22 protein-coding genes and 1 tRNA gene are annotated in these 21,894 nt (G+C 58.2%); 11 read left to right on the plus strand and 12 right to left on the minus strand.

Going from position 1 to position 21,894, the window contains the following annotated elements; translation table 11 throughout:
• Positions 1 to 95: 95 nt before the first annotated feature.
• The 6 genes from ACEN8Q_RS09165 to ACEN8Q_RS09190 all read right to left on the minus strand — a co-directional run bounded on the left by ACEN8Q_RS09165 (position 96) and on the right by ACEN8Q_RS09190 (position 6,085).
• Entirely contained in the window at positions 96 to 341 is a 246-nt protein-coding gene (locus tag ACEN8Q_RS09165; protein WP_007946457.1) for a ferredoxin family protein, read from the minus strand.
• A 26-nt stretch (positions 342 to 367) separates the two neighbouring features.
• Positions 368 to 2,098 (minus strand): fumarate reductase/succinate dehydrogenase flavoprotein subunit, encoded by a 1,731-nt coding sequence (locus tag ACEN8Q_RS09170; protein ID WP_413428600.1) that lies wholly within the window; start codon positions 2,096 to 2,098, stop codon positions 368 to 370.
• A 2-nt stretch (positions 2,099 to 2,100) separates the two neighbouring features.
• A complete protein-coding gene (locus ACEN8Q_RS09175) occupies positions 2,101 to 2,847 on the minus strand; it encodes a GntR family transcriptional regulator (RefSeq protein WP_413428599.1) in 747 nt (248 codons plus the stop codon).
• A 231-nt stretch (positions 2,848 to 3,078) separates the two neighbouring features.
• Positions 3,079 to 4,047, minus strand: a complete 969-nt coding sequence (locus ACEN8Q_RS09180; RefSeq protein ID WP_413428598.1) for a Gfo/Idh/MocA family protein — start codon at positions 4,045 to 4,047, stop codon at positions 3,079 to 3,081.
• A 16-nt stretch (positions 4,048 to 4,063) separates the two neighbouring features.
• Positions 4,064 to 4,951 (minus strand): Dyp-type peroxidase, encoded by an 888-nt coding sequence (locus ACEN8Q_RS09185; protein ID WP_413428597.1) that lies wholly within the window; start codon positions 4,949 to 4,951, stop codon positions 4,064 to 4,066.
• Positions 4,952 to 5,044: 93 nt separating this feature from the next.
• Entirely contained in the window at positions 5,045 to 6,085 is a 1,041-nt protein-coding gene (locus ACEN8Q_RS09190; protein WP_413428596.1) for an AraC family transcriptional regulator, read from the minus strand.
• Positions 6,086 to 6,293: 208 nt separating this feature from the next.
• On the opposite strand from ACEN8Q_RS09190, the gene ACEN8Q_RS09195 reads away from it, so the two are divergent.
• Positions 6,294 to 7,238 (plus strand): transporter, encoded by a 945-nt coding sequence (locus ACEN8Q_RS09195; protein WP_413428595.1) that lies wholly within the window; start codon positions 6,294 to 6,296, stop codon positions 7,236 to 7,238.
• 100 nt (positions 7,239 to 7,338) lie between these two features.
• Here the strand turns inward: ACEN8Q_RS09195 and ACEN8Q_RS09200 are convergent, their stop codons facing one another.
• The 3 genes from ACEN8Q_RS09200 to ACEN8Q_RS09210 all read right to left on the minus strand — a co-directional run bounded on the left by ACEN8Q_RS09200 (position 7,339) and on the right by ACEN8Q_RS09210 (position 10,424).
• On the minus strand, positions 7,339 to 8,547 hold the full coding sequence (locus ACEN8Q_RS09200; protein WP_413705483.1) for a DSD1 family PLP-dependent enzyme: 1,209 nt from the start codon (positions 8,545 to 8,547) through the stop codon (positions 7,339 to 7,341).
• A gap of 74 nt (positions 8,548 to 8,621) precedes the next feature.
• Positions 8,622 to 10,016, minus strand: a complete 1,395-nt coding sequence (locus ACEN8Q_RS09205) for a D-arabinono-1,4-lactone oxidase (protein ID WP_413705031.1) — start codon at positions 10,014 to 10,016, stop codon at positions 8,622 to 8,624.
• 21 nt (positions 10,017 to 10,037) lie between these two features.
• Positions 10,038 to 10,424, minus strand: coding sequence for a c-type cytochrome (locus ACEN8Q_RS09210; protein ID WP_413428330.1), 387 nt, complete (start codon positions 10,422 to 10,424; stop codon positions 10,038 to 10,040).
• 265 nt (positions 10,425 to 10,689) lie between these two features.
• Here ACEN8Q_RS09210 and ACEN8Q_RS09215 point away from each other — a divergent pair, with 265 nt between their 5' ends.
• Entirely contained in the window at positions 10,690 to 12,315 is a 1,626-nt protein-coding gene (locus tag ACEN8Q_RS09215) for an NADP-dependent glyceraldehyde-3-phosphate dehydrogenase (RefSeq protein ID WP_413428329.1), read from the plus strand.
• Positions 12,316 to 12,359: 44 nt separating this feature from the next.
• On the plus strand, positions 12,360 to 13,400 hold the full coding sequence (locus ACEN8Q_RS09220) for an FUSC family protein (RefSeq protein WP_413428332.1): 1,041 nt from the start codon (positions 12,360 to 12,362) through the stop codon (positions 13,398 to 13,400).
• Positions 13,401 to 13,415: 15 nt separating this feature from the next.
• Here the strand turns inward: ACEN8Q_RS09220 and ACEN8Q_RS09225 are convergent, their stop codons facing one another.
• Entirely contained in the window at positions 13,416 to 14,309 is an 894-nt protein-coding gene (locus tag ACEN8Q_RS09225) for a DMT family transporter (RefSeq protein ID WP_413428328.1), read from the minus strand.
• Positions 14,310 to 14,445: 136 nt separating this feature from the next.
• Here ACEN8Q_RS09225 and ACEN8Q_RS09230 point away from each other — a divergent pair, with 136 nt between their 5' ends.
• On the plus strand, positions 14,446 to 14,883 hold the full coding sequence (locus ACEN8Q_RS09230) for an Lrp/AsnC family transcriptional regulator (RefSeq protein ID WP_413428327.1): 438 nt from the start codon (positions 14,446 to 14,448) through the stop codon (positions 14,881 to 14,883).
• Positions 14,884 to 14,939: 56 nt separating this feature from the next.
• Complete coding sequence (locus ACEN8Q_RS09235) at positions 14,940 to 15,269, plus strand: YceK/YidQ family lipoprotein (RefSeq protein WP_413428326.1); 330 nt, start codon at positions 14,940 to 14,942, stop codon at positions 15,267 to 15,269.
• Between the two features lie 60 nt (positions 15,270 to 15,329).
• On the opposite strand, the gene ACEN8Q_RS09240 is transcribed toward ACEN8Q_RS09235, so the two are convergent.
• A complete protein-coding gene (locus ACEN8Q_RS09240; RefSeq protein WP_007995889.1) occupies positions 15,330 to 16,001 on the minus strand; it encodes a Bax inhibitor-1/YccA family protein in 672 nt (223 codons plus the stop codon).
• A gap of 123 nt (positions 16,002 to 16,124) precedes the next feature.
• Here ACEN8Q_RS09240 and ACEN8Q_RS09245 point away from each other — a divergent pair.
• A tRNA-Ser gene (locus ACEN8Q_RS09245) sits at positions 16,125 to 16,212 on the plus strand.
• Between the two features lie 331 nt (positions 16,213 to 16,543).
• Here the strand turns inward: ACEN8Q_RS09245 and ACEN8Q_RS09250 are convergent.
• Positions 16,544 to 16,894, minus strand: coding sequence for a BON domain-containing protein (locus tag ACEN8Q_RS09250; RefSeq protein ID WP_413705032.1), 351 nt, complete (start codon positions 16,892 to 16,894; stop codon positions 16,544 to 16,546).
• 509 nt (positions 16,895 to 17,403) lie between these two features.
• Here ACEN8Q_RS09250 and ACEN8Q_RS09255 point away from each other — a divergent pair.
• The 5 genes from ACEN8Q_RS09255 (at position 17,404) to ACEN8Q_RS09275 (ending at position 21,384) form a co-directional block, all read left to right on the plus strand.
• Positions 17,404 to 17,718, plus strand: coding sequence for a hypothetical protein (locus ACEN8Q_RS09255; RefSeq protein WP_413428324.1), 315 nt, complete (start codon positions 17,404 to 17,406; stop codon positions 17,716 to 17,718).
• A gap of 722 nt (positions 17,719 to 18,440) precedes the next feature.
• Entirely contained in the window at positions 18,441 to 18,629 is a 189-nt protein-coding gene (locus tag ACEN8Q_RS09260) for a hypothetical protein (protein ID WP_413428323.1), read from the plus strand.
• A 199-nt stretch (positions 18,630 to 18,828) separates the two neighbouring features.
• Positions 18,829 to 19,638, plus strand: a complete 810-nt coding sequence (locus tag ACEN8Q_RS09265; protein WP_413705033.1) for a glycosyltransferase — start codon at positions 18,829 to 18,831, stop codon at positions 19,636 to 19,638.
• Positions 19,639 to 19,721: 83 nt separating this feature from the next.
• Positions 19,722 to 20,522 (plus strand): 2OG-Fe(II) oxygenase, encoded by an 801-nt coding sequence (locus ACEN8Q_RS09270; protein WP_413428321.1) that lies wholly within the window; start codon positions 19,722 to 19,724, stop codon positions 20,520 to 20,522.
• Positions 20,523 to 20,643: 121 nt separating this feature from the next.
• Complete coding sequence (locus ACEN8Q_RS09275) at positions 20,644 to 21,384, plus strand: Mut7-C RNAse domain-containing protein (RefSeq protein WP_413428320.1); 741 nt, start codon at positions 20,644 to 20,646, stop codon at positions 21,382 to 21,384.
• Positions 21,385 to 21,894: the final 510 nt, after the last annotated feature.

Genomic DNA, 21,894 nt, shown 5'->3' on the forward strand with positions numbered 1-21,894 from the left:
AGCCAGCTCCCACAGGTTTCGTGGTTGTTTTCACAATCTGAGGGACAGCACAAATCACTGTGGGAGCGGGCTTGCCCGCGAAGGCGTCCTGTCAGTCAACGCAATAAATAAGGAATCTCCACTTTCACCGCCCCGGTCGGGCAGTCCTTTTCACAGGGCATGCAGTACCAGCATTCGTCGAACGCCATATAGGCCTTCTGCGTGGCCGGGTTGATCGCCAGCAGGTCCATCGGGCAAACGTCGACGCAGACGGTGCAGCCTTTGTGGGCGATGCAAAGGTCCTCGTCGACCGTGACCGGTGCGTTGGAGCGGAAGAAGATTTCCTGGGGTTGATAGGCCATGTTCACTCTCTCTTTCGTTGACGGCATCACGCCGCGTCGGCGCCGACCCGCAATCGGTCGTAGGCCTGCATTTCATCGGCGTCGAGCGGGATGATGTAGGGCTCGACGGCTTTCTTGAAACTGGTCATCAAACCGTTTTCGCCTTTCTTCAAGTGGCAATGGCAAAACCAGTCGTTGTCGTTGCGCTGCGGGTGATCGACGCGATAGTGGTACAGCCCCCAGCGACTTTCGGCGCGGAACAGTGAAGCGCGGGCGGCCATTTCGGCGCAGTCGCGGATCATGCTGACTTCCATGGCACGCATCAGCTCGTGGGCGTTGTGGGCCTTGATCTGGTCGAGGTCGCGCTGGATGTCGCTGAAACGTTGCAGGCCGATCTGCATCTTCTTCGTCACTTTCGGCGGTTGCAGGTAGTCGTTGACGAAGCGCCGCAGCTTGTACTCGACCTGCGCGGGTGGCAGGCCGTGTTCGCGATCCAGTGGCGCATAGACCCGTTGTTTTTCGGTTTCGATCTGCCGGGCATCCAGCGCTGAAAACTCACGTCCGGCGACAAAATCCGCCGCGTTGTGGCCGGCGAACCAGCCGTAGGTGAACGCGCCGAGCATGTAGTTGTGCGGCACCGCGGCCATGTCACCGGCCGAGTACAAGCCCTTGACCGAGGTCTCGGCCTTCTCGTTGACCCACACCCCCGACGCCGAATGCCCGCTGCAAAAGCCGATTTCCGAGATGTGCATCTCGACCATCTGCGTGCGGTAGTCGGTGCCGCGATTGGCATGGAACTGGCCGCGACTCGGACGCTCGTTGCTGTGCAGGATCTCCTCGATGTTCTGGATGGTTTCCTCGGCCAGGTGATCGAGCTTGAGGAACACCGGACCGTTACCGCTTTCCAGTTCCTGATGGAACTCCCACATCATCTGTCCACTCCAGTAGTCACACTCGATGAAGCGCTCGCCCTTGTTGTTGGCGGTGTAGCCGCCCAAGGGACCGGTGACGTAGGCGCAGGCCGGGCCGTTGTAATCCTTGATCAGCGGGTTGATCTGGAAACACTCCAGGTTCGCCAGCTCGGCCCCGGCGTGGTAGGCCATTGAGTAGCCATCGCCGGCATTGGTCGGATTTTCGTAGGTGCCCATCAGGTAGCCCGAGGATGGCAACCCCAGGCGTCCGGCGGCACCGCAGGCGAGGATCACCGCTTTGGCCTTGATCACATGGAAGTCAGCGGTTCGGCAATCGAAGCCCATCACGCCGTTGACCGTACCCTCTTGATCCGTCAGCAATCGGGTGCAGACCAGCCGGTTGGTAATGGTCACCCGCGCGCGCTTGAGCTGCCGGTACAGGACTTTTTTGATGTCGTGCCCTTCCGGCATCGGCAACACATAAGCGCCCATGTGGTGGACCTTCTTCACCGCGTAGTCGCCGGTTTCGTCCTTCTCGAATTTCACGCCCCAGCGGTCCAGCTGCTCGATGGTTTCGAAGCTATGGGTCGCGTAGGCGTACACCGCAGCCTGGTTGACGATGCCGTCGTTGGCGATGGTGATTTCCTTGGTGTATTGCTCCGGCGTCGAGTGGCCGGGAATGATCGCGTTGTTCAGGCCGTCCATGCCCATGCTGATCGCGCCGCTGCGCTTGACGTTGGCCTTGTCGATCAACAGCACCCGCAGGTCGCGGTTGCGTTCCTTGGCCTTGATCGCTGCCATCGGGCCGGCAGTGCCGCCGCCGATCACGACGATGTCGTATTCCTGTTCGAGGGTGTTGCGTGTCATGTTCAAGCCCCTTTGTGCCGGTCGATCCGCAGGCGGTACTGGAAGGCATCGCCACGGTAGTAAAGGTGTTCGAAGTCCAGCGGCCGACCCTCGGCATCGTGGGTCAGGCGCTCGATACGCATGATCGGCGAGCCAGGTTCGACGTTCAGCGCCCGAGTCAGGTCGCTGTCGGCCAGTACCGCATCGATGGCCAGGTCGGCGTGCCCCAGGGTCAGGCCGCAGTCGTTTTCCAGGATCTGGAAAATGTCGCGAGTGACCAGGTCGGCTTTTTCCAGGCGCTCGCCAACGGCCTTGGGCAGGTAAGTGATTTCCAGGGAAATCGGCTCGCGATTGATCAGGCGCACCCGTTTGATCTGCGCCACGACCTCGCCTTCGGCGACCTGCAAACGCTCGGCGACGAGCTTGTCGGCGGCAATGAACCTGAAGCTGCGCAGGCGGTTGATCACCTCATATCCTCGACCGGTCATGGACTCGGCCAGGCCTTGCAGGGTACTGACGTTCTGGAAGGTTTTCGGCTTGGCGACGAAGGTGCCTTTGCCGTGGATCCTGAAAATCAGCCCTTCCTTTTGCAGGTCACCCAAGGCTTGGCGCACGGTGATGCGGCTGACCTTGAACAACGCGCCAAGCTCGCTTTCGGAAGGCATCTGGCTGTCTTGCGGGTATTCACCGTCGAGGATGCGCGCGCGCAGCACGTCTCGCAGCTGGGTGTGCAACGGGACGCTGCTCAGGGATAGAACGTTATCGGTCATGGCAGATCGCTTGTTATAACGAGTTATGACGTGATCTTAGAGAGGTAATGACAAGCTTGAGAAATACCGAATGCGCATAAGGTTAGATGCACAACGCAATCCAAAACTGTAGGAGCGAGCCTGCTCGCGATAAACCCGAGAACGCCGTGGGGTGTCAGGCTTCCAGCGTTATCGTTGACGACCATCGCGAGCAGGCTCGCTCCTACAAGGGATTGTGTGCGGTCTGAAGAATCAGTGGCGCTTGAGGATCTGGTCCATGACCCAATCGGTCTTCAACGCCTGCCCGGCCACGGCCGGATGCTGCGCGTCACCACGTATGTGCGCATTCATGCCCAATACGTGGTGCCACTGGATGTGCGCGTGATGCTCGATGTTCAGGCTGAGATGTTCATCAGTGTGCAGCTCGACCGGGTGCTCGTCGAACACTGAAAACGTGATCCGGCCTTTACTGCCAATCACTTCGACCCGGTCTTCACGGCGATCGGCAACGAAGTTCCAGCAGCCCATCCCCAGTGCCCCGCTGGCAAACCGCCAGGTGGCGCTGACGGCATCTTCGGCCGCGTACAAGCCGGCCTGCCGTGCGGTGAACCCGGCGACTTCGACGATATCGCCGAGCAGGTACTGAAACAGGTCCAGGCCATGGCTGGCCAGATCGGCGAAGTAGCCGCCACCGGCAATCGTCGGGTCAGTGCGCCAGTTATCGGTGCCGTTTCGGTCCGCTGCCGACGGGGCTTTGGTGAGCGTCCAGCTCAAGTGCCGGACCTCGCCGATCCGCCCCTCCTCCAGCCATTGCCGCACTTGCCGGAAGCGTGGCAGCGAACGTCGGTAATAGGACACGAACAGGTGCAGCCCCGCATCGGCAAACACCTGCTGCATCTCGCGGCTTTGCCCGGCGTTCAGCGCCATCGGTTTCTCGACGCAGCAATGCTTGCCGGCGGCGGCCACCTGCAAGGCATAAGCGTGATGGCTGTCAGGTGGCGTGGCGATGTACACCGCGTCGACCTCGGGATCGTCGATCAGCGCTTGCGCATCGGTGTAGACCCGAGCGATGCCGTGGCGCGCGGCGTAGTCGGTGACGGCTTCCAGGCGCCGGCCCATCACCGCCACCAACGCCGATCCGGATGCCTTGTAGAAGGCCGGTGCGCTTTTGCGTTCAGCGACACTGCCACAACCGATCATGCCCCAGCGCACCACGTTCATAGGCTCTCCCTGCTTCTCAGCCGATGCGCAATGCGCGCAGGTCCGGTCGACCGTCCTTGAGCGGCGGGCACCAGTAGTAGCCGCCGGTGACCGGACGGCTGATGCGGTACAGGCCGTCGGTGATGCCGTCTTCCAGGCCACTCATGCGACGCAGTTGGGCTTCGAAGGCATCGAGGGAAAAACCGAAGGCCAGGAACATCAGGCCGGCGCGGTCACCTTCGATCCACGGCATCGAGCGGCGCACCACGAAGGCCTCAGGCGCAAAGCTTTCCTGGGCGGTGCGTTTGACGTGGGCGGAAACCGGCGCGTCGTCGATCTCCTCGTTATCGCTCAAGCGCCGGCCCATGATGTTGTCTTTTTCATCCGCCGACAGCGCATGGAAACCTTTCAAGTCATGCTGCCACTGCTGGATCGCGGCAAAGCTGCCACCCACCGTACCGTCCGCGCCCTCACCGACCACGGCGGCGCTCACGGCGGCTTCGTCGTGTGGGTTCTCGGTGCCATCCTCGTAGCCGGTCAGGTCATGGCCGCTCATGTGGCGGAAGGTTTCGTTCATCTGCACCAGGCGCAACGCCGGGGCCAATGCCGCTGCGATGGCGTTGCTGCGGTTGAGCAACTCACCACGGTCTTCACCGTGCAGCCAGCACCAGAGCGCCTGTTGGGTCGATGGATTATCGACGCCGACACCGGTCAGTGCCGGGAAAACGCGCAGGCCTTCGATCTGCCCGTCCAGCGCCTTGACCAGGGATTCACCGAAGCCGACCACCACCGATTTGCCGTCCACCAAGCCTTGCAGGTTATCGAGCGCGGTCGGTAGAGCAGCGACGGATTCGAGAGCGAAGAACATATGGCGGGCTTGAGGCGGAACGGGGGTGGCGAGAATGCCCGGCTGGTAATGACTCATATGAACTCCTCGAAAAAGAGCTCGGAGTTTAACCGGAGTACGAGGGTTTGTGTGCTGTCAGAGGCCACACAAGCCCCTCTCATTACAAGGAGATCAAACCGCGCTGGGGCTTTCGTTGCGGAACGCACTCGGGCTCATGCCGGTCCAGCGCCTGAAAGCCCGGCGAAAGCTGCGCACGTCGCTGTAGCCGACTTCCTCGGTGATGCGCTCGATGGACATGTCCGGGTTGGCCAGCAGGCTCATGGTGCGGGCCTGGCGCACTTGTTCCAGCAGTGTCTCGAACGTCAGGGCATGTTCGGTGAGGCGGCGGCGCAAGGTGCGGCTGCTCATGTTCAGGTCGCCGGCGATTTTCTCGATGTGGCTGCCCTCGGTCAGGTCCCGGGCAATCGCCCGTTCAACCGCCTGGATCAAATCCATTTTCCGGTGCACCTGCGCAGCTTCCAGTTCGAGCAACTTCACTGCCTGACGCAGGGCCAGGGAATGGTGATTGGGCAAGTGAACGTCCAGCCAATACGCATCGATCACCATGCGGTTCTGCAGGCAACCGAAACGCACGTCCGGCCCCAGCAGGCGCGAATATTCGCTGAGATAGTCCGGCGCGGCATGCATGAACTCCACGGCCATCGGCTTGAAATCCGCCCCGACCAGCGCCCGGCCGTACACCAGCAGGCTGGCGAAAAACTCCTCGACCGCGAACAACTGCACGTCGGCGAACGGCAAGCGGCATTCAACGTCGACAAACACCCGATCACCCGCCTCCTCCACGCTCGACACGACAATGCTGCCGGAAGTGTGTTGATGACGGATGCCCAGTTCAAAGGCATCGCGCAAGGTCTTGCACAGCGACAATACATGCCCCAACAACCCCAGCGTTCCGAGTACATTCTGCGCGCCGACCCACAAGCCCAGCCCCTGATTGGGCAGGACTTTGAGCGCTCGCTGAATCATGGCCACGGCCTGGCGATAGGAAATGCGCTGTGCCGGGTCCTGAAGGTCTTCAAAGTCAAATCCCAACCCTCGGCACAGGCTCTCGGGGTCGATGCCTTTTTGCTCGGCGACTTCGGCCAGGGTGTGCAGGAGGAACGGCGACACCAGCGCCAGTTCAAAGGTGGGGTCGGTCACTTTCATTTGCATGGGACTGTACATTCCGGGTCGAGCTGCATTCTTATTTTTGTAACCGGTTATGTCGGAAGAAGTTAGCACAGGGTTCGAAGGCTGTCCGCAGATGCCCCCCTAAATGGCCGCCAATACCCTACCTTGCGGGGCACAGACAGCATATTTCTATGTTGCGGCCCTCGTATGGACGCCGGAAAGCCCGCTAACAATAATAATGAGGACACCCATGATCCCGACCCGCACGACTCTTCCCCTACTGGTCATTGGCCTGGCCGGCGTCTGCGCCCCGCAACCGGCACTGGCCACCGAGGCTGGCGTGGACAACATCGGCCCCGGCACCGACGGCTTTTTCATGTTGCCGCTTTCGCCCGACAGCCTTCCGGACAACATGGTTGCGTTCAACCTCTACTACAACCACTACAAAGCCACGAAGCTGAACATCAGCTCGCTCGGCGGCAAGGTGCCAAACGTCGAGATCGAATCCACGGCGGTCATTCCGCGCCTGGATTACCTCAGCCCGGTGCGGGTATTCGGCGGCCGGCTGGCCGGCTACATCGCGCAACCGTGGCTCAAGCAGGAAGTCGCGGTGTTCGGCTTGCAGGACACCCGCGAAGGCATGGGCGACACCACGATCGCGCCGATCATTCTCTGGGACATGGGCCCGAACCTGACCCTCGGCGCCGCCATTGAAGTCACCGTGCCGACCGGCGAATACAGCGTTGATCGCCTGGCCAATACCAGCAACAACTTCTACACCTACAAACCCTTGTTCTCCTTCACCTGGCTGCCGACGGACAGAACCGAGGTGTCGATGAAGACCACCTACAGTTTCAACGAGAAAAACAAGGACACCGATTACAAGTCGGGGCAGATTTTCCACTTCGACTATTCGGCCAGTTTCAAGATCACCGACGACCTGATGCTCGGGCTGAACGGCTACTACCTGAAGCAAACCACCGATGACAAACAGTTCGGCCACACCGTGCAGTTCAATGGCCAGGACGTGAACGACGGGGTGCGCGGCCAGGTGTTTGCGATTGGTCCGGCGCTGCACTGGACCTTTCTCAAATACGCCAGCGCGGAGATTCGCTGGGCCAAGGAATTCGACGTGGAAAACCGGCCTGAAGGGGAAATGCTTTGGGCCAAGGTCAGTATTCCCTATGCGTTCTGATTGACCCCTTCGCGAGCAAGCCCGCTCCCACAGGGTGCAGCGTTGCTCTTGTGGGAGCGGGCTTGCTCGCGAAGGCGGCGGCAAATGCACTGAAAATCCTTCAGGAATACACCGGCCAGCTATCCACAATCTTCCCACCCCGAACCGCCAGCAAATCCCCGAACTGCAACAACACCGACTCCGTCTGGGTCGGCCGCAAAAACACCTGGTCCTCAACCGTCAGCCCCACCGCCGCCGAACCATTGACCATTTCCTGGTTCGAGCTACGGCCATACACAGCATTGCTCTGCAACCCCGGCGGCGATTCGAACTCCGCCATCCAGTGACCGCCATAGATAAAAAACGTCTGGCGCTGATTGGTGTCCCACCAGAAAAATAACCCGGACTTGTCATCCAGCGCCGGAATATTCACCGCCCCGGTGCTCTTTAACACCGGCGTGGCGATGTAGGCGGCTGGCACATGTTCCACCAGTGACGGCAAATCATAGTGAACGGGCTTGAGCATCGCCGTCCCCACCGACACTTCGCTGCTGAGCTGTTCGCGCTCATGCATGCGATAGCTCGGGCTGCCAGCCGTATTGAGGGTCAGCCCGCCATGCCACAAAGCGGGGTATTGCTGACGCGTGAAATCGACGCAGCGGCTGTAGATCACCATCACCTTGGCGAACAACTCCTCGGGCGAACCCAGAATCCCCGGTACACCCATGCCCACGAACGGGTCGTAGCCCATGAACCCGGCGAACTCCAGGTGCTGTGGATGCTGGCTGATCAGCGTCAGCATCTGCCCGAGTACGCCAAGGTCGCTGACGCCACCGCGATGCAGTCCGACATCCAGTTCGATGTTCACCCGCAATCGCGTGCCCAGCCCCTGAGCCAGGGCGAGGTATTGCTGCAAGCGTTGCGGCGTATCGAGCAGCCATTGCAATTGCTTCGAAGGGTCGAAAGCTCCCTTGTGCGAACGATAAAACAACTCGGCCGAACGCACCGGCAGCGGCTTGCCCAACAGAATGTCGGCCTCGGGAAACTGCACCGCGTCATGATTGAGAAAGGGTTGGTGAAAGGACATCAGGCGTGGCGTGCCGGCGCGCCGGGCGATGTAGGCCAATAGCCCCGGTGCCGGCAGCGATTTTTCCACCAGCCGCAGGTGCTTGCCGCCGCGCTTGACCGATTGCATCACCACATCGATGTTGTGATCCAGCCGATCAAGGTCGATCAGCATCACCGGTCGCATCGGGCCGTGATCCTTGAGTTCGCGGTTCAGCGTACGGAAGTAATCGCTGTACGGCGCACCTCGGTCCCCCGGCCGCAGCCATGCCCCGAGCCCCACCAACAAGGCGCCGACGCCTGCGCTGCCAAGCAAGAAATTGCGGCGATTGACGGCCATCAGTTCACCCCCAGAATCGATGACAAATGCGCATTGAGGAATTTGCCACTGGGGTCGAGTTCCTGCCGTACCTGGATGAATTCCTGCCAGCGCGGGTACAGCGGCTGCAGGTTTTTCGCGTTCAATGTATGCAACTTGCCCCAGTGCGGCCGGCCGTTGTACTTCCAGAAAATCGGCTCGACGGCGGCGAAGAAGTTGTGATGATCCATCTGGTAATGCTGGTGGACCGAGATCGAACAGCTGTCGCGGCCTTCGAACATGCTCAGGGGAATGTCGTCGGCCTTGACGTAACGGTATTCAATCGGAAACCAGGTGCGCAGGTCTTTGTCCTGGATCAGTTTAAGGATCTCGCGCAAACACGCTGGACCGTATTCGGCCGGCACGGAATATTCCATTTCGTTGAAACGCACCGTGCGCACGTTGGCGTAGATATCGAACGAGTCGCCCACCCGATCATCGAAACTGGCGAGGTGGCGCAGGCTGTTGAGCATCGTGCGGCGCAGGTCCGGGAAATCACTGCCGTACTTGTCGATTTTCTCGATCAGCGTGACGAACTCGTTGCCGCCCTCCTCATCTGCCGGGACCGGTGGTGTAGCCGGGTCGCTGGTTTCGTTCAGGGCGATCGACAAGGCGTAGTCGGAATGGGTCACCACGAGCATTTCCCAGTGCTGGTTTTCCCGGGTGTTCTTGTCCAGGTCTTCCAGCAACTCTTCAGTCCTGGCGATCCACTGCCGCTCCCGCAAGCGATACGCCGGGCGGTTTTGCAGGCGCACCCTGGTTACCACGCCCAACACCCCCAGCGACACCCGGGCGGCGCTGAACACTTCAGGGTGACGATTGGCGTCACACTCCAGCACGTCGCCGTTGGCGGCCACCAATTGCAAGCCGCAGACATGCGCCGAATACGATTGAAAGTTCTTGCCGGTACCGTGGGTCGAGGTCGAGATCGCACCGGCAAGGGTCTGGTAATCGATGTCAGCCATGTTTTGCAGGGCCTGGCCAATGTCTTTGAGCGGTGTGCCCATGCGTGACATTGGCGTACCGGCGGCGAACTCGGCTTGCAGGGTTTTCGCATCATGATCGAGCAAACCCGAGAAATAGCTCAGCGACAGCAAAGTCCCGTCAGTGGGCACCAGCGCGCTGAAGGAGTGTGCCGAGCCCACCGGACGAATCTTGCCGGGTGCCTGGCGCACCACTTGCGTCAACTCATCCAGGTTCTTTGGCGCCAGCCTTGCTGCCGGCAGGCAACTCTGGCCGCCCGACCAGTTGCGCCAGGGAATCAACCGTGGCGCGCGCAGCAGTTCGGCCAATGCCGGTGTCGAGCCGAGCGCGGTAAAGGCGCCAATGACGCTCGCCCGTTGCAACAGCTGACGCCGTGTCATGTCCATCGTCATGAATCGCACCCTGCTTTCTTGTTATTGGATTGGCTGGCCGGACATAAAGGCAATCAGCGCCAGGAACTGCTCTTGCGAACACTGCATGCACATGCCCATCGGCGGCATGCCGTTGTAACCGTTGATCGCGTGATCGAGCAGTGTGTCGGCGCCCTGCTGCACCCGTGGCTCCCAGGCCTTTATGTCGCCGGTCAGCGGCGCCCCGGCCGCCGGGTTGGCATGGCAAAGCTTGCAGCTGTTGTCGTAAACCTGCGCCAACTCGGCGTCGGCGGGCTTCGCGGCGCCTGCTTCACTGCGGCTCGGCGGGTTTTTCGGCTCTTCGCCGCACCCCGCAAGCAACGCAGCAAAGACGCACCCCGCCAAGGCCAAACAAAGACTAGGCTTTTCAGTTAACCGGCTTGCCTGCATGGCTGTCCTCTCATTGGGTGCCCGGTCTGCCGGGTGCACTTTTTTGTTGTGATCAAGCAGAGGTCAACACTAAGGCACCCCGCATGGGCGGGTTGAGGGCATTGGGGGCCAACAAGGGGAGCTTCTGAGGCCATGACGGAAGGCGTCGATAAATCCGCCATCCATCACGCTATGCGACAAAACGCTGAGATGAGTCATGACAAGCATCGCTGAGGTCTGCTAAAACGATTCATCAGTGCATTATCCAATCCAGAGGGGTAGCGACATGACCACAGCCAAGATTCTCGAGAACCTGTTCCCAAGCCCCGCTGACATCCCGGAAAAGTACCGCCTTGATGGCCAGACCGAGCAGCGTGAGTACCTGGTCGATGGCGTGCTGAAAACCTGGAACGGGCCACTGGCCCAGGTTCGCAGCCCGGTGTATCTGGCCGGCGCCAATGGCGACGAGCAAGTGATCCTGGGCAGCACGCCGTTGCTCGATGCCGAGACCGCATTGACCGCCCTCGACGCTGCCGTGCGCGCCTACGACCGTGGCCAGGGACTGTGGCCGACCATGCGCGTGGCCGAGCGCATCCAGCACGTCGAAACCTTCCTGGGGCGCATGCGCGAGCAGCGCGACGCCGTGGTCAAGTTGCTGATGTGGGAAATCGGCAAGAATCTCAAGGATTCGGAAAAGGAATTCGACCGAACCTGCGACTACATCGTCGACACCATCAACGCGCTGAAAGAACTCGACCGCCGCTCCAGCCGTTTCGAACTGGAGCAGGACACCCTCGGCCAGATCCGTCGTGTGCCGCTGGGCGTCGCCCTGTGCATGGGTCCTTACAACTATCCGTTGAACGAAACCTTCACCACGCTGATCCCGGCGCTGATCATGGGCAATACCGTGGTGTTCAAACCGGCCAAACTGGGCGTGCTGTTGATTCGCCCGTTGCTGGAAGCCTTCCGCGACAGCTTCCCGGCCGGGGTGATCAACGTCATCTATGGCAGCGGCCGCGAGACGGTCAGCGCGCTGATGGCCAGCGGCAAGATCGACATCTTTGCCTTCATTGGCACCAACAAGGCCGCCAGCGACCTGAAAAAACTCCATCCGAAACCACACCGCTTGCGCGCAGCGCTGGGCCTGGATGCGAAAAACCCGGGCATCATCCTGCCGGAAGTGGATCTGGACAATGCGGTCAGTGAAGCGGTGACGGGCTCGCTGTCATTCAATGGCCAGCGCTGCACAGCGCTCAAAATCCTTTTTGTCCACGAAGACGTGGTCGAGTCCTTCATCGACAAATTCAATGCCAGACTTGCCAACCTCAAACCCGGCATGCCCTGGGAAAGCGGCGTATCCCTGACGCCACTGCCGGAATCGGGAAAGGTCGACTATTTGCATGCACTGGTGGCGGACGCCGAAAGCAAAGGCGCCAAGGTGGTCAACCCCAACGGCGGTGAGGCGCGTGCGTCGTTCTTCTACCCGGCGGTGCTATACCCGGTCACGCCGCAGATGCGCGTTTATCAGGAAGAACAGTTCGGCCCGGTCATCCCCATCGTGCCGTACCGTCATCTGGATACCGTGATCGATTACGTGCTGGAGTCGGACTTCGGCCAGCAATTGAGCATCTTCGGCACCAACCCGGTGGCGGTTGGCCGGCTGGTGGATACCTTTGCCAATCAGGTCGGGCGCATCAACCTCAATGCCCAATGCCAGCGCGGCCCGGACACCTACCCCTTCAATGGTCGCAAGAACTCCGCCGAAGGCACCTTGTCGGTCCATGACGCACTGCGGGTGTTTTCAATCCGCACCCTGGTGGCCACCAAGTTCCAGGAGACCAACAAGGACCTGATCAGCGAGATCATCAGCGGCCGCAGTTCGAGCTTCCTGACCACCGACTACATCTTCTGAGGAGAGCTAGCCTGAGTACATCCAGAGCCCAACGATTGCCACCGCTGCTGCGCCGATTGCTGCGGCCGTTGCTGGACCCGTACCGGCGCTATCGCCATGCCCGGGTGATCCATGCGGTGCGGGTGTCGCTCGGGTTGCTGGCGACGATCCTGCTGACCACCGGCATCCATCTGCCCCACGGTGAGTGGGCGTCGGTGACGATGCTGGTGGTGATCGGCGGCTTGCAGCACCACGGCAACATCGGCAAGAAAGCCGCCGAGCGTGCCATCGGCACCTTGATCGGCGCCGGCGTCGGCCTGGCGCTGGTGGCACAACAGGCCTGGCTCGGGATGCCCTGGCTGACCTATTTCGCGATGTCGGTGGTCTGCGGTTTTTTCTCGTATCACGCCATCGGCAAGGGTGGTTACACCGCGCTGCTGTCGGCGATTACCGTGTTCATCGTCGCGGGGCACGGCGACAACCCGGTCACCGATGGCTTGTGGCGCGGAGTGGATATCCTGATCGGCATTGCCCTGGCCCTGGCGTTTTCCTTCGCCCTGCCGCTGTACGCGGTTTATTCCTGGCGCTACAACCTGGCCGATGCGCTGCGTGATTGCGCGAAAACCTACGGGCGCATCATTGACGGCCAGGCCATCACCGCCGACGAACACCTCAAACTCATGACTCGCCTGAACGCGGTGATGGTGCAACTTCGCTCACTGATGCCGTCGGTGTCCAAGGAAGTGAAGATTTCCATGACCGAACTGGATGCCATCCAGCGCAACCTGCGCATGTGCGTCAGCACCCTGGAAATCCTCGGCAACACCCGACCGGATGCCAATGACCCCGAGGCGATGACGCTCCTGCAAACGGCATTGAAAGCTGAGCACCGACAGATTCGCGTGCAATTGATCGGCATGGCCCGGGCGTTGAAATCAGGTGCCGCCCAGCGGCTCAATCGGCCCATGGACTTGCCGCTGGTCAGCCTTGATGCGCCGATCTACAACAGTCTGGACGGGTATAGCTTGCTGACCCGACAACTGGCCGCCAACGTCGGCGAGATGCGCCAGCGACTGGCCGGGAGCGCGCCGCGCTGGAACATCTGACGCCGACGTAGCGGGTTACGGCGTCACTGTGCGCCGAAACTTCAGCGACCAGCCCTGTTGCATGCCGGCCGCGGCCAGCAGGATCGCGGCGACACCGATCCACTGCAGCGGCTCCAGGCGGTGACCGAAGGCAAACCAGTCGACGAAAATCGCCGCGATCGGGTAGATGAAGGACAGCGCCCCCGTCAACGCCGTCGGCAGCTTTTGAATGGCGCCGTACAGCAACACGTACATCACGCCGGTATGCACCATGCCCAGCGTCATCAGGCTGGCCCACGCGCTCGGCGCCTGCGGCAATGCCGAAAAATGCGCGAATGGCGCGAGCAACAACACACCAGTACTGACCTGGATCAGCGCAATCAAATGCGGTGGAGTGCCGGTCAGGCGCTTGATGATCAGCGCGGCAATCGCGTAGAGAAATGCCGCACCCAACGCCAGGGCAATACCCGTCAGGTAATCGTTGCCACTCTCGCCCTGGCTGCCATGGGCGCTGACAATCGCCAGCATTCCGAGAAACGACACGCCCAGCCAAGCCAGTTTCTGCGCGGTGATCTTTTCATTGAGAAACAGCGCCGCCAGCCCTACCAGCATGAACGGCTGGACGTTATAGACGGCAGTGCCGATGGCAATCGACGCCCGGGAATAGGAGGCGAACAACAGCACCCAGTTGCCGACAATCGCCACACCGCTGAGCACCGCCAGCAAGAAGGTGGTGCGGGTCAAAATACCGGGGCGCAAAAAGCCGAAGGCGGCACAAATCAGCAGCAAGGTGCCGGCACCGAACAGGCAACGCCAGAACACCACATCCAGCACCGGTTGCCCGGACACCAGCACGAACCAACCGATGGTGCCGGAGATCAGCATGGCGGCCGTCATTTCGAACGAACCGCGGCGTAGGGTTTTGTCCATCATCAGACTCCTGTGTTTGTGGGCAAAGTATGCCAATGCACTCAGGCGCTACTCCATAGCAAAAAGCAGGCTAAACTCGAGATCGACCTTTTTTATCAAGGCCGTTTTGAAAAAGTGCCTAACAGAGGATTTTGCCATGACCGATGACATCGACCAGGTGCTGATCACGGCTCTGATGGAAGACTCGCGACGTTCGCTCAAGGCCCTGGCGCAAATCAGTGGCCTGTCCTCCCCCAGCGTTGCCGAGCGTCTGCGCCGCCTGGAAGAGCGTGGAGTACTCAAGGGCTACACCGTTGAAATCGACCCGAAATGCTTTGGCTATCAACTCCAGGCCATCGTGCGCGTTCGCCCGTTGCCGGGGCAATTGCAGGAAGTGGAACGGCAAATCATGGCCATTCCCGAATTCACCGAGTGCGACAAGGTCACCGGCGACGACTGTTTCATTGCGCGCCTGCATGTGCGCTCGATGGAACAACTGGACACCCTGCTCGACCGCCTCAACACCCTCGCTGAAACCAATACGGCAATCGTCAAGAAAACTCCGGTCAAGCGCCGGTTGCCGCCCATGGCGTGAGTGATATTTGTTTCAGACTGAAGTAGATTGACGGTTTCCGGCGAAGGATTGACGGTATGAAAACCACAGTAATGCTACTCGCGGCATTGATGCTTGCGGGTTGCGGCACGATTCAGACAGTTGTGCGCAGTGACGAAGCGGCCGCAAAAAGCCTCAAGAAGCAAAAAAGTTACTGCGGTGCGGTACCGCGCATCTACAGTGGCGTGACCTACGATTTTTGCTTCCTGAATGCCCCCCTCGAAGAGGGCCGGGATGCGCAGGTACATGGCCCTGCCCCCGCTATTGTGCTGATCGATGTGGTCATCTCCGGCGCACTCGATACCTTGTTGCTGCCCTACACCATCTACCGCCAGCAAGCCGACGGCAGCATCGTCATTGTCGAATAGCCCTGAATTGCGAATATAAAAAAACCCGCCTGAGCGGGTTTTTTACTTCAAGGCCGACGATCAATCATCGCGCCCCATGATGCCGAACAGCTGCAACAGGCTGACGAACAGGTTGTAGATCGATACATACAGGCTGATGGTAGCCATGATGTAGTTACGCTCGCCGCCATGAATGATGGCGCTGGTCTGGAACAGGATGCAGACCGAGGAGAACAGCACGAAACCTGCGCTGATCGCCAGTTGCAGACCGCTGATCTGGAAGAACATGCCCGCCAGCGTTGCACCCAGCAGCACGAAGAAGCCTGCCGTGATGAAACCGCCGAGGAAGCTCATGTCCTTGCGGGTAATCAGCACATACGCCGACAGGCCGCCAAACACCAGCGCCGTCATCGCGAACGCCGAGCTGACCACTTCAGCGCCGCCCTGCATGCCCAGGTAACGGTTGAGGATCGGGCCAAGCAGGAAACCCATGAAACCGGTCAGGGCAAATGCCGACACCAGGCCCCACGCCGAATCACGGAGTTTGTTGGTGAGGAAGAAAAGACCGTAGAAGCCGATCAGCACCACGAAAATATTCGGGTAGCCAACACGCATCTGCTGGGCAACGTAGGCCGTCACACCGCTGAATGCGAGGGTCAGGGCGAGCAAGCCGTATGTATTGCGCAGGACGCGGCTAACCTCTAGCTGCTCAGCCTGCACGCTGTTATTAACTGCGTAATCCTGTTCGCGCATGGCGACACTCCTGTTGGTTTGAAACGTTCAGTCGCAAAGATCATAACAGACGCTCTGTAACAAGCCATGCAGAGAGTTTGACAGTGTGTTTCATTCAGGTATTATGGCGCCCGCAACGCAAACGGAGGTGTGGCCGAGTGGTTTAAGGCAACGGTCTTGAAAACCGTCGACTGTAACAGGTCCATGAGTTCGAATCCCATCGCCTCCGCCATCTTTATACGACAAAGCCCTGATTATTCAGGGCTTTGTCGTTTCTGGAGTCTGTGAATCCGTGCAGCCTCTGGAGGGCGTTACAAAGCTATTTGGTAACCGCTACAAAACTTTCCTGACTTTCCCTCTCCCCCGGCGTCCTGCCAACGGTTAAAAATCCTTCATGAAACGCAGTGCTACGCTGACCTCATAACCGAGGATTCTCGATGCCAGACTCAGACCTGCCCCCTTAGGGATTGCGAACTGAGTGGACTTCATCAGGCCCCGGGAAATCAACTTCCGTCCGCCCTCGGTTTCCGACTGGGAGCGCGGCGCCTGCAAAGTTGCCATTATCATTTGTCGTCCATCTTTGTTGACGATTGTGGCCGGCGCTCTGTGCTCTCTTCGGCGTTGGGCGCTTCTGGAAAACTCCCTGGCGTGAACACATGGGTCTGCAAGTCGCTGGCATCGACTTCGGCGACACCATGAACCGAACGGGCCAGACCAATGGCCTGTTCACACTGTCTATGAGTGTTGACGCGGCCGCTTAACCCCACTCTGCCCGCATGGGTTTTGACATTGATATGCAGGCTAAGGGTCGGATCGGAAAATGCCAGGGCCGACTTCACCCTGGCGGTAATCCATGCATCGTGAACGGCCATTTCCAGACCATGAGAGTAATGCTGGAAGGAGTGAATTTTCATGGCTGAACCCTCTCTCGCGTAATCAGACGTACTGTCCATCCCATTAGCTGTGCTGCCCTCTGCCTGTCAGGTGAACGCTATGGATACCTGATTCGTTTTGGAACGCTCGCCACGCAAACATTGACAGAAACTAATTATAGTACGGCCGTTGCCTGCGGTCAGAGCGCTGTCCCCGTGAACATCCGCCTTGGTCGCTCTGTGCCAGGCGCAACACCTACAGAGCACTCCAGACAGTCCTTATTGCGATCAGCCCTGATCAACCCATGGCTGCCGATCTCGACCGACAGAATCGGCCAGGAACGGACGTTTATAGATACGAGCACTTAACCCAGTGCCAGCTGAGATGCTTGTTCGCAACCAGGCTGGGGTCGCTGATGGGTTACGCTGCCGTTGGTCGGCGCCTTGCGCAGAGGTGCGATAGAAAACTATAGGAATAAACTCTCGTGCCGATATCAGTGAGGCAAGGCCTGCGCGCGCCTGACCTTGAACCTGAGCGAACGAGCACATTGATGAGTGATAAATCTTTGGAAGAAAAAGCGGCAGTGATGGTCGCCCCACATGAAACGATGGCCAGTATCGGACAGATCACTGCCGGGCGCGATGCCCTGCAACAGCGCCTGGACAAGGCTGATCGCACGACTCAGGAGCTTCAGAAGCAACTGGACTTGGCAAAGACGCTGATGACCCGTCTGCTGGCGGCGAGTTTTGCGTCGACCGGCAAACCTTCCGCGCCCCTGACAAACTGGGGGCTAAATGAGATCGACGTTGTCGAACGGGAGATGGCCTGCTATTTGAATCCTGCCAATGAGGCGAGTGCCGCTTGACAGGTCGCACACTGAATGCCTGCAGGCCGCGTAGATACTGGCCCCAAGCAGAATGCCGCTGTTGGGTTACCACAGCGGTTACCCATCGCGGTGTACTGGGCCTGCATGATCGCAGGCCCTTGGCGTTTCGGGTTGGGGTTACTCATGGGTTACCCCCTCACCAGTGACCGCCGCCCCGTATCAATGGATGCAAGATTCAGTTCGGTTGACTCCGGCCCGCTTGAACGAAAGGTCAGGCCTCATGCTGCAACCTTACTTTGGTGGGACGGACTATCTATATTCGGTCGCTCTCTGCCTGTCGCGACAGGCAGCAATCGGCTAACCGTCGTGTAGGCACCATTGCCAAGCCCTCAAAGTAGCCAAAAAAGTGTTACAAAGCGTTAGTGCCACCCCTTGTAGAATGCGGCCTGCAGCGGGGCCAAAAAATGCTCGTATTAGAACGAAATCAAGCTACAGGCCACGAATTTCGGACGCTTGCATCTCGAACTTGAAACCGTCGACTGTAACAGGTCCATGAGTTCGAATCCCATCGCCTCCGCCATCTTTATACGACAAAGCCCTGATTTTTCAGCGCTTTGTCGTTTCCGGGGTTTGGCAAAAAGCTTGCCACACGAAAGGCGCTCCAGAACCAGGCCCGGTTACCCCCTCCCCGCGCTCCGTCAATCGTGAAAAACCCTTCTTGGAACCTGGTACTACGCAGACCTCATAACCGAGGATTGGCGATGCCAAACTCAGATCTGCGCCCTTCCCTACTGTTCAGGATCAACGAAAATCAACTCGCCCTCGAAGCCGCCATCATGGAGCTTTCGAACCGGGTCGAGCAGCGTGGATCAGTCTATGTCGCCGCCCCCCAAGACGCTCGCCTGACGCCTCCGGATATAACGAATCAAGTCACGGATGTTTACCTATAGAGCAGATCCTTATACGATGAAGTCCGCATCTACGGTTCTCCATCAGGCCTGAGCAAGCCATTGTTATTATGCAAGACAAAATGACTTAACAAATTATGTTCTATATCCACGCAAAATTTTGTGCAAAAAGACAAGTAAAAGCTGCATGCAGGTTAAATTATTACTGCAATTAAATACAATAATATTGAGCACCTAAACAATGAGCAACCCTGATTTTTCGGCCGAAAACCCTAAAACTTTCAGCATAGTTATAGTAAATTACAAAACACCAGAAATCACCAAGATATGCCTGGACTTATTGCACCAGCATTTTGGCAGTAACGGCGTGCCAGTCTGGGTAGTCGACAACTATTCCGCCGATGAAAGCACTGAGTATTTACGAACGCTTGACTGGATCAATTTAATCGAGCGCTCTGTTTCCAAACCGGAAGCTGGCCATATCGCGCATGGCAAGGCACTTGACCTGGTTTTAGAGCGAGTTGAAACTGATTATTTATTCCTGATGCACACTGATACATTTGTTTTCGATAAAAATGTTTTTCCGATGATGCTCAATAAATGCACAAAAAACCCAAAAGTCGTAGCCGTCGGTTGTGTCGAGCAAATAAACCGTGGCACCACGAGAACGCTTTGGCGCTTTAGCTCACGACTATTCAAACACCACTACAGACGCCTGAAAATCTCTATGGGATTGCGTTCCAGAGAACCAAAACCGTACAAAGAAGCCTACTTGAAAAGTTTCTGCACGTTGTGGAACTGCAAACTTGTCAAGCAGCACAACATGCACTTTTCAATGGATGATCGCGTGCCAGGCTATACTCTCCAGGACCGCATGACCGAGCTTGGCTATGCCGTTGAAATGTTATCGCCGCGTAAAATCTTCAGCTATCTGGATCATATTCAGGCCGGCACTGTCGCAGCGGCTGGCGGTTATGGAAAGACTCACAGACGAACCAAAATGTACAACAACATCCTTAAGCGCCTGAACAAGGATGACAGAAAAAGTTAAGCTACGAATTGACGCAACGAGCAGTGCATTCAATTCTGTTTGATGTCACCCACAAGTCTTTATATCAAGTTATTGGAGCGGTAATGGCACCCATCACTCAAGCACTACCTATGACCCTGTCCCCGGAGCTTGATTTCGACCAACACGCTGCTAGCGCCTTTGGTGGCTCATTGACCAGTCGCTATGTTCAGGCTACGCCATTTCCGCACATCGTCATCGATAACTTCTTGCACGAAGACCTGATTGCGAGCATCTGCTCGCACTTCCCAATCGAGCCAACCAACAACGAAATGCTCTATGAGCGCGGCTATAAAGGTCAACGAAAACGTCAAATCAGTCCCAACGAATGCACCCCCTATCTGAAGACTATCTTCAACGCGTTCAATTCGGCTCCCATGTTGCAGTTTCTTGAAAAGCTCACAGGCATCGAAGGCTTGATACCCGACCCCTACTTTACCGGCGGCGGCCTGCATGAAACGAAAAGCGGTGGTTTCCTGGGTGTGCATTCGGACTTCAGGCTCAACAAGAAGCTTAATGTCGAGCGCAGACTGAATGTCATCATTTACCTGAGCGAAGACTGGCGAGAGGAATACGGCGGCAACCTGGAGCTCTGGGATGTCGAGATGAAGACCTGCCTTAAAAAAGTCCTGCCAATCTACAATCGCTGTGTCATTTTCAACACAGACAAAGACAGTAATCACGGGCACCCAGAGCCTTTAACGACTCCAGAGCACATCACCCGCAAGTCCATAGCGCTTTATTACTACACCGCTGCAACCATGGCGATCGACCCCACACAAAGAAACAAAACCCACTATAAACCAAGGCCCAAAGATCGTTTAAGCCTAAAGTACTACATGAGCAAACTGATCAAGAAAAAATAATCTGCCCCCCCCGTTGAAAGATCGGCTTAATCTTTCAGCGGGCGTTTCGTAGTTTTGGGCCTGCCGGACAAGATGTCAGGACCAGACTCGCTTATCCTGCAGCCCTGCCATACTGTTCAGCATGACCAGTGCAACTTTTCGCTTCTACGAGGAGCTCAACGATTTCCTGCCGGCCGAGCGACGGCGGCAGTCCTTCACCTGCGAATGCGCGCAAGGGGCGACGGTCAAGCACATGATCGAGGCGCTCGGAGTACCGCACACGGAGGTCGAACTGGTGCTGCTCAACGGCGAGTCGGTGGGCCTCGAGCGGGCGATCTTCGACAGTGACCGGCTGGCGGTGTATCCCAAGTTCGAAGCGCTGGACATCAGCCCGCTGCTCAAGGTTCGCGCACAACCTTTACGGGTGCTGCGCTTCGTCGCTGATGCGCACCTTGGCGGGCTGGCCAGCCTGCTGCGCATGAGCGGCTTCGACACCCTCTACGACAATGGCTTCGAGGATAGCGAAATCGCCGAGATCGCTGCGCAGCAAGGACGCATCGTGCTAACCCGCGACCGCGAACTGCTCAAGCGGCGGATCATCAGCCACGGCTGTTACGTGCATGCCCTGAAACCTTCACTGCAACTGCGCGAATTGTACGAGCGCCTCGATCTGGCGCGTAGCGCGCGGCCATTCAGCCTGTGCCTCCATTGCAATCTGCCGCTGCACGAGATCAGCCCGGAACTGGCCCGGCTGCAGGTACCACCACGCATTGGCACTCTCTATTCACACTTCCTGCGCTGCGACGCCTGCCAACGGGTTTACTGGGAGGGTTCGCACTGGCGCGGCATGTGTGCACTGCTGGCACCTCTGTTGGACCGATAGCCGCGCGCATCGGGCCGGCTGAATGCCAGGGATAACCGAACGGCTTTAGCCGTTTTTTTAGTTGGAAAACACGTATCGCCCCTTGATTTTTCTTGGTGTGAAAAAAACCAAATCCGGAAATATCTTCTGGCGAACGTAACATACGAAAGCAAACATTCCGATGCCTATAACCGAGCCGATAAACATTGAGATGGAGCCTGAAATCAACCCTCCCACTTGCCTCGCTGCCGAGCCCATTGATAGAACAATGTATGCATTGTAAGCACCTGCCAGATGATTGTAGAACCCCCAGGCGAACAAGAGCGGAACAAGTGCGCTCAAACAGCCAATTGTCCATCTGGCGTTAGGCCCAATAGCTGAACCTATACCAAAGCCGATTAGAAGAGCGAGTGCAGCCTGGATAAACATTAGTGTAATAGCGGCATTAACCTTGCGGTCATGTATATCGCAGAGGTAGGGGTCGGCAGTTGAAGCTATCAAGCGAGCAAGCAGACTGTCCTTGATCCCTTG

The organism is Pseudomonas sp. Pseusp16, assembly GCF_047324915.1.
GTDB classification, from domain to species: Bacteria; Pseudomonadota; Gammaproteobacteria; order Pseudomonadales; family Pseudomonadaceae; genus Aquipseudomonas; species Aquipseudomonas fluorescens_CD.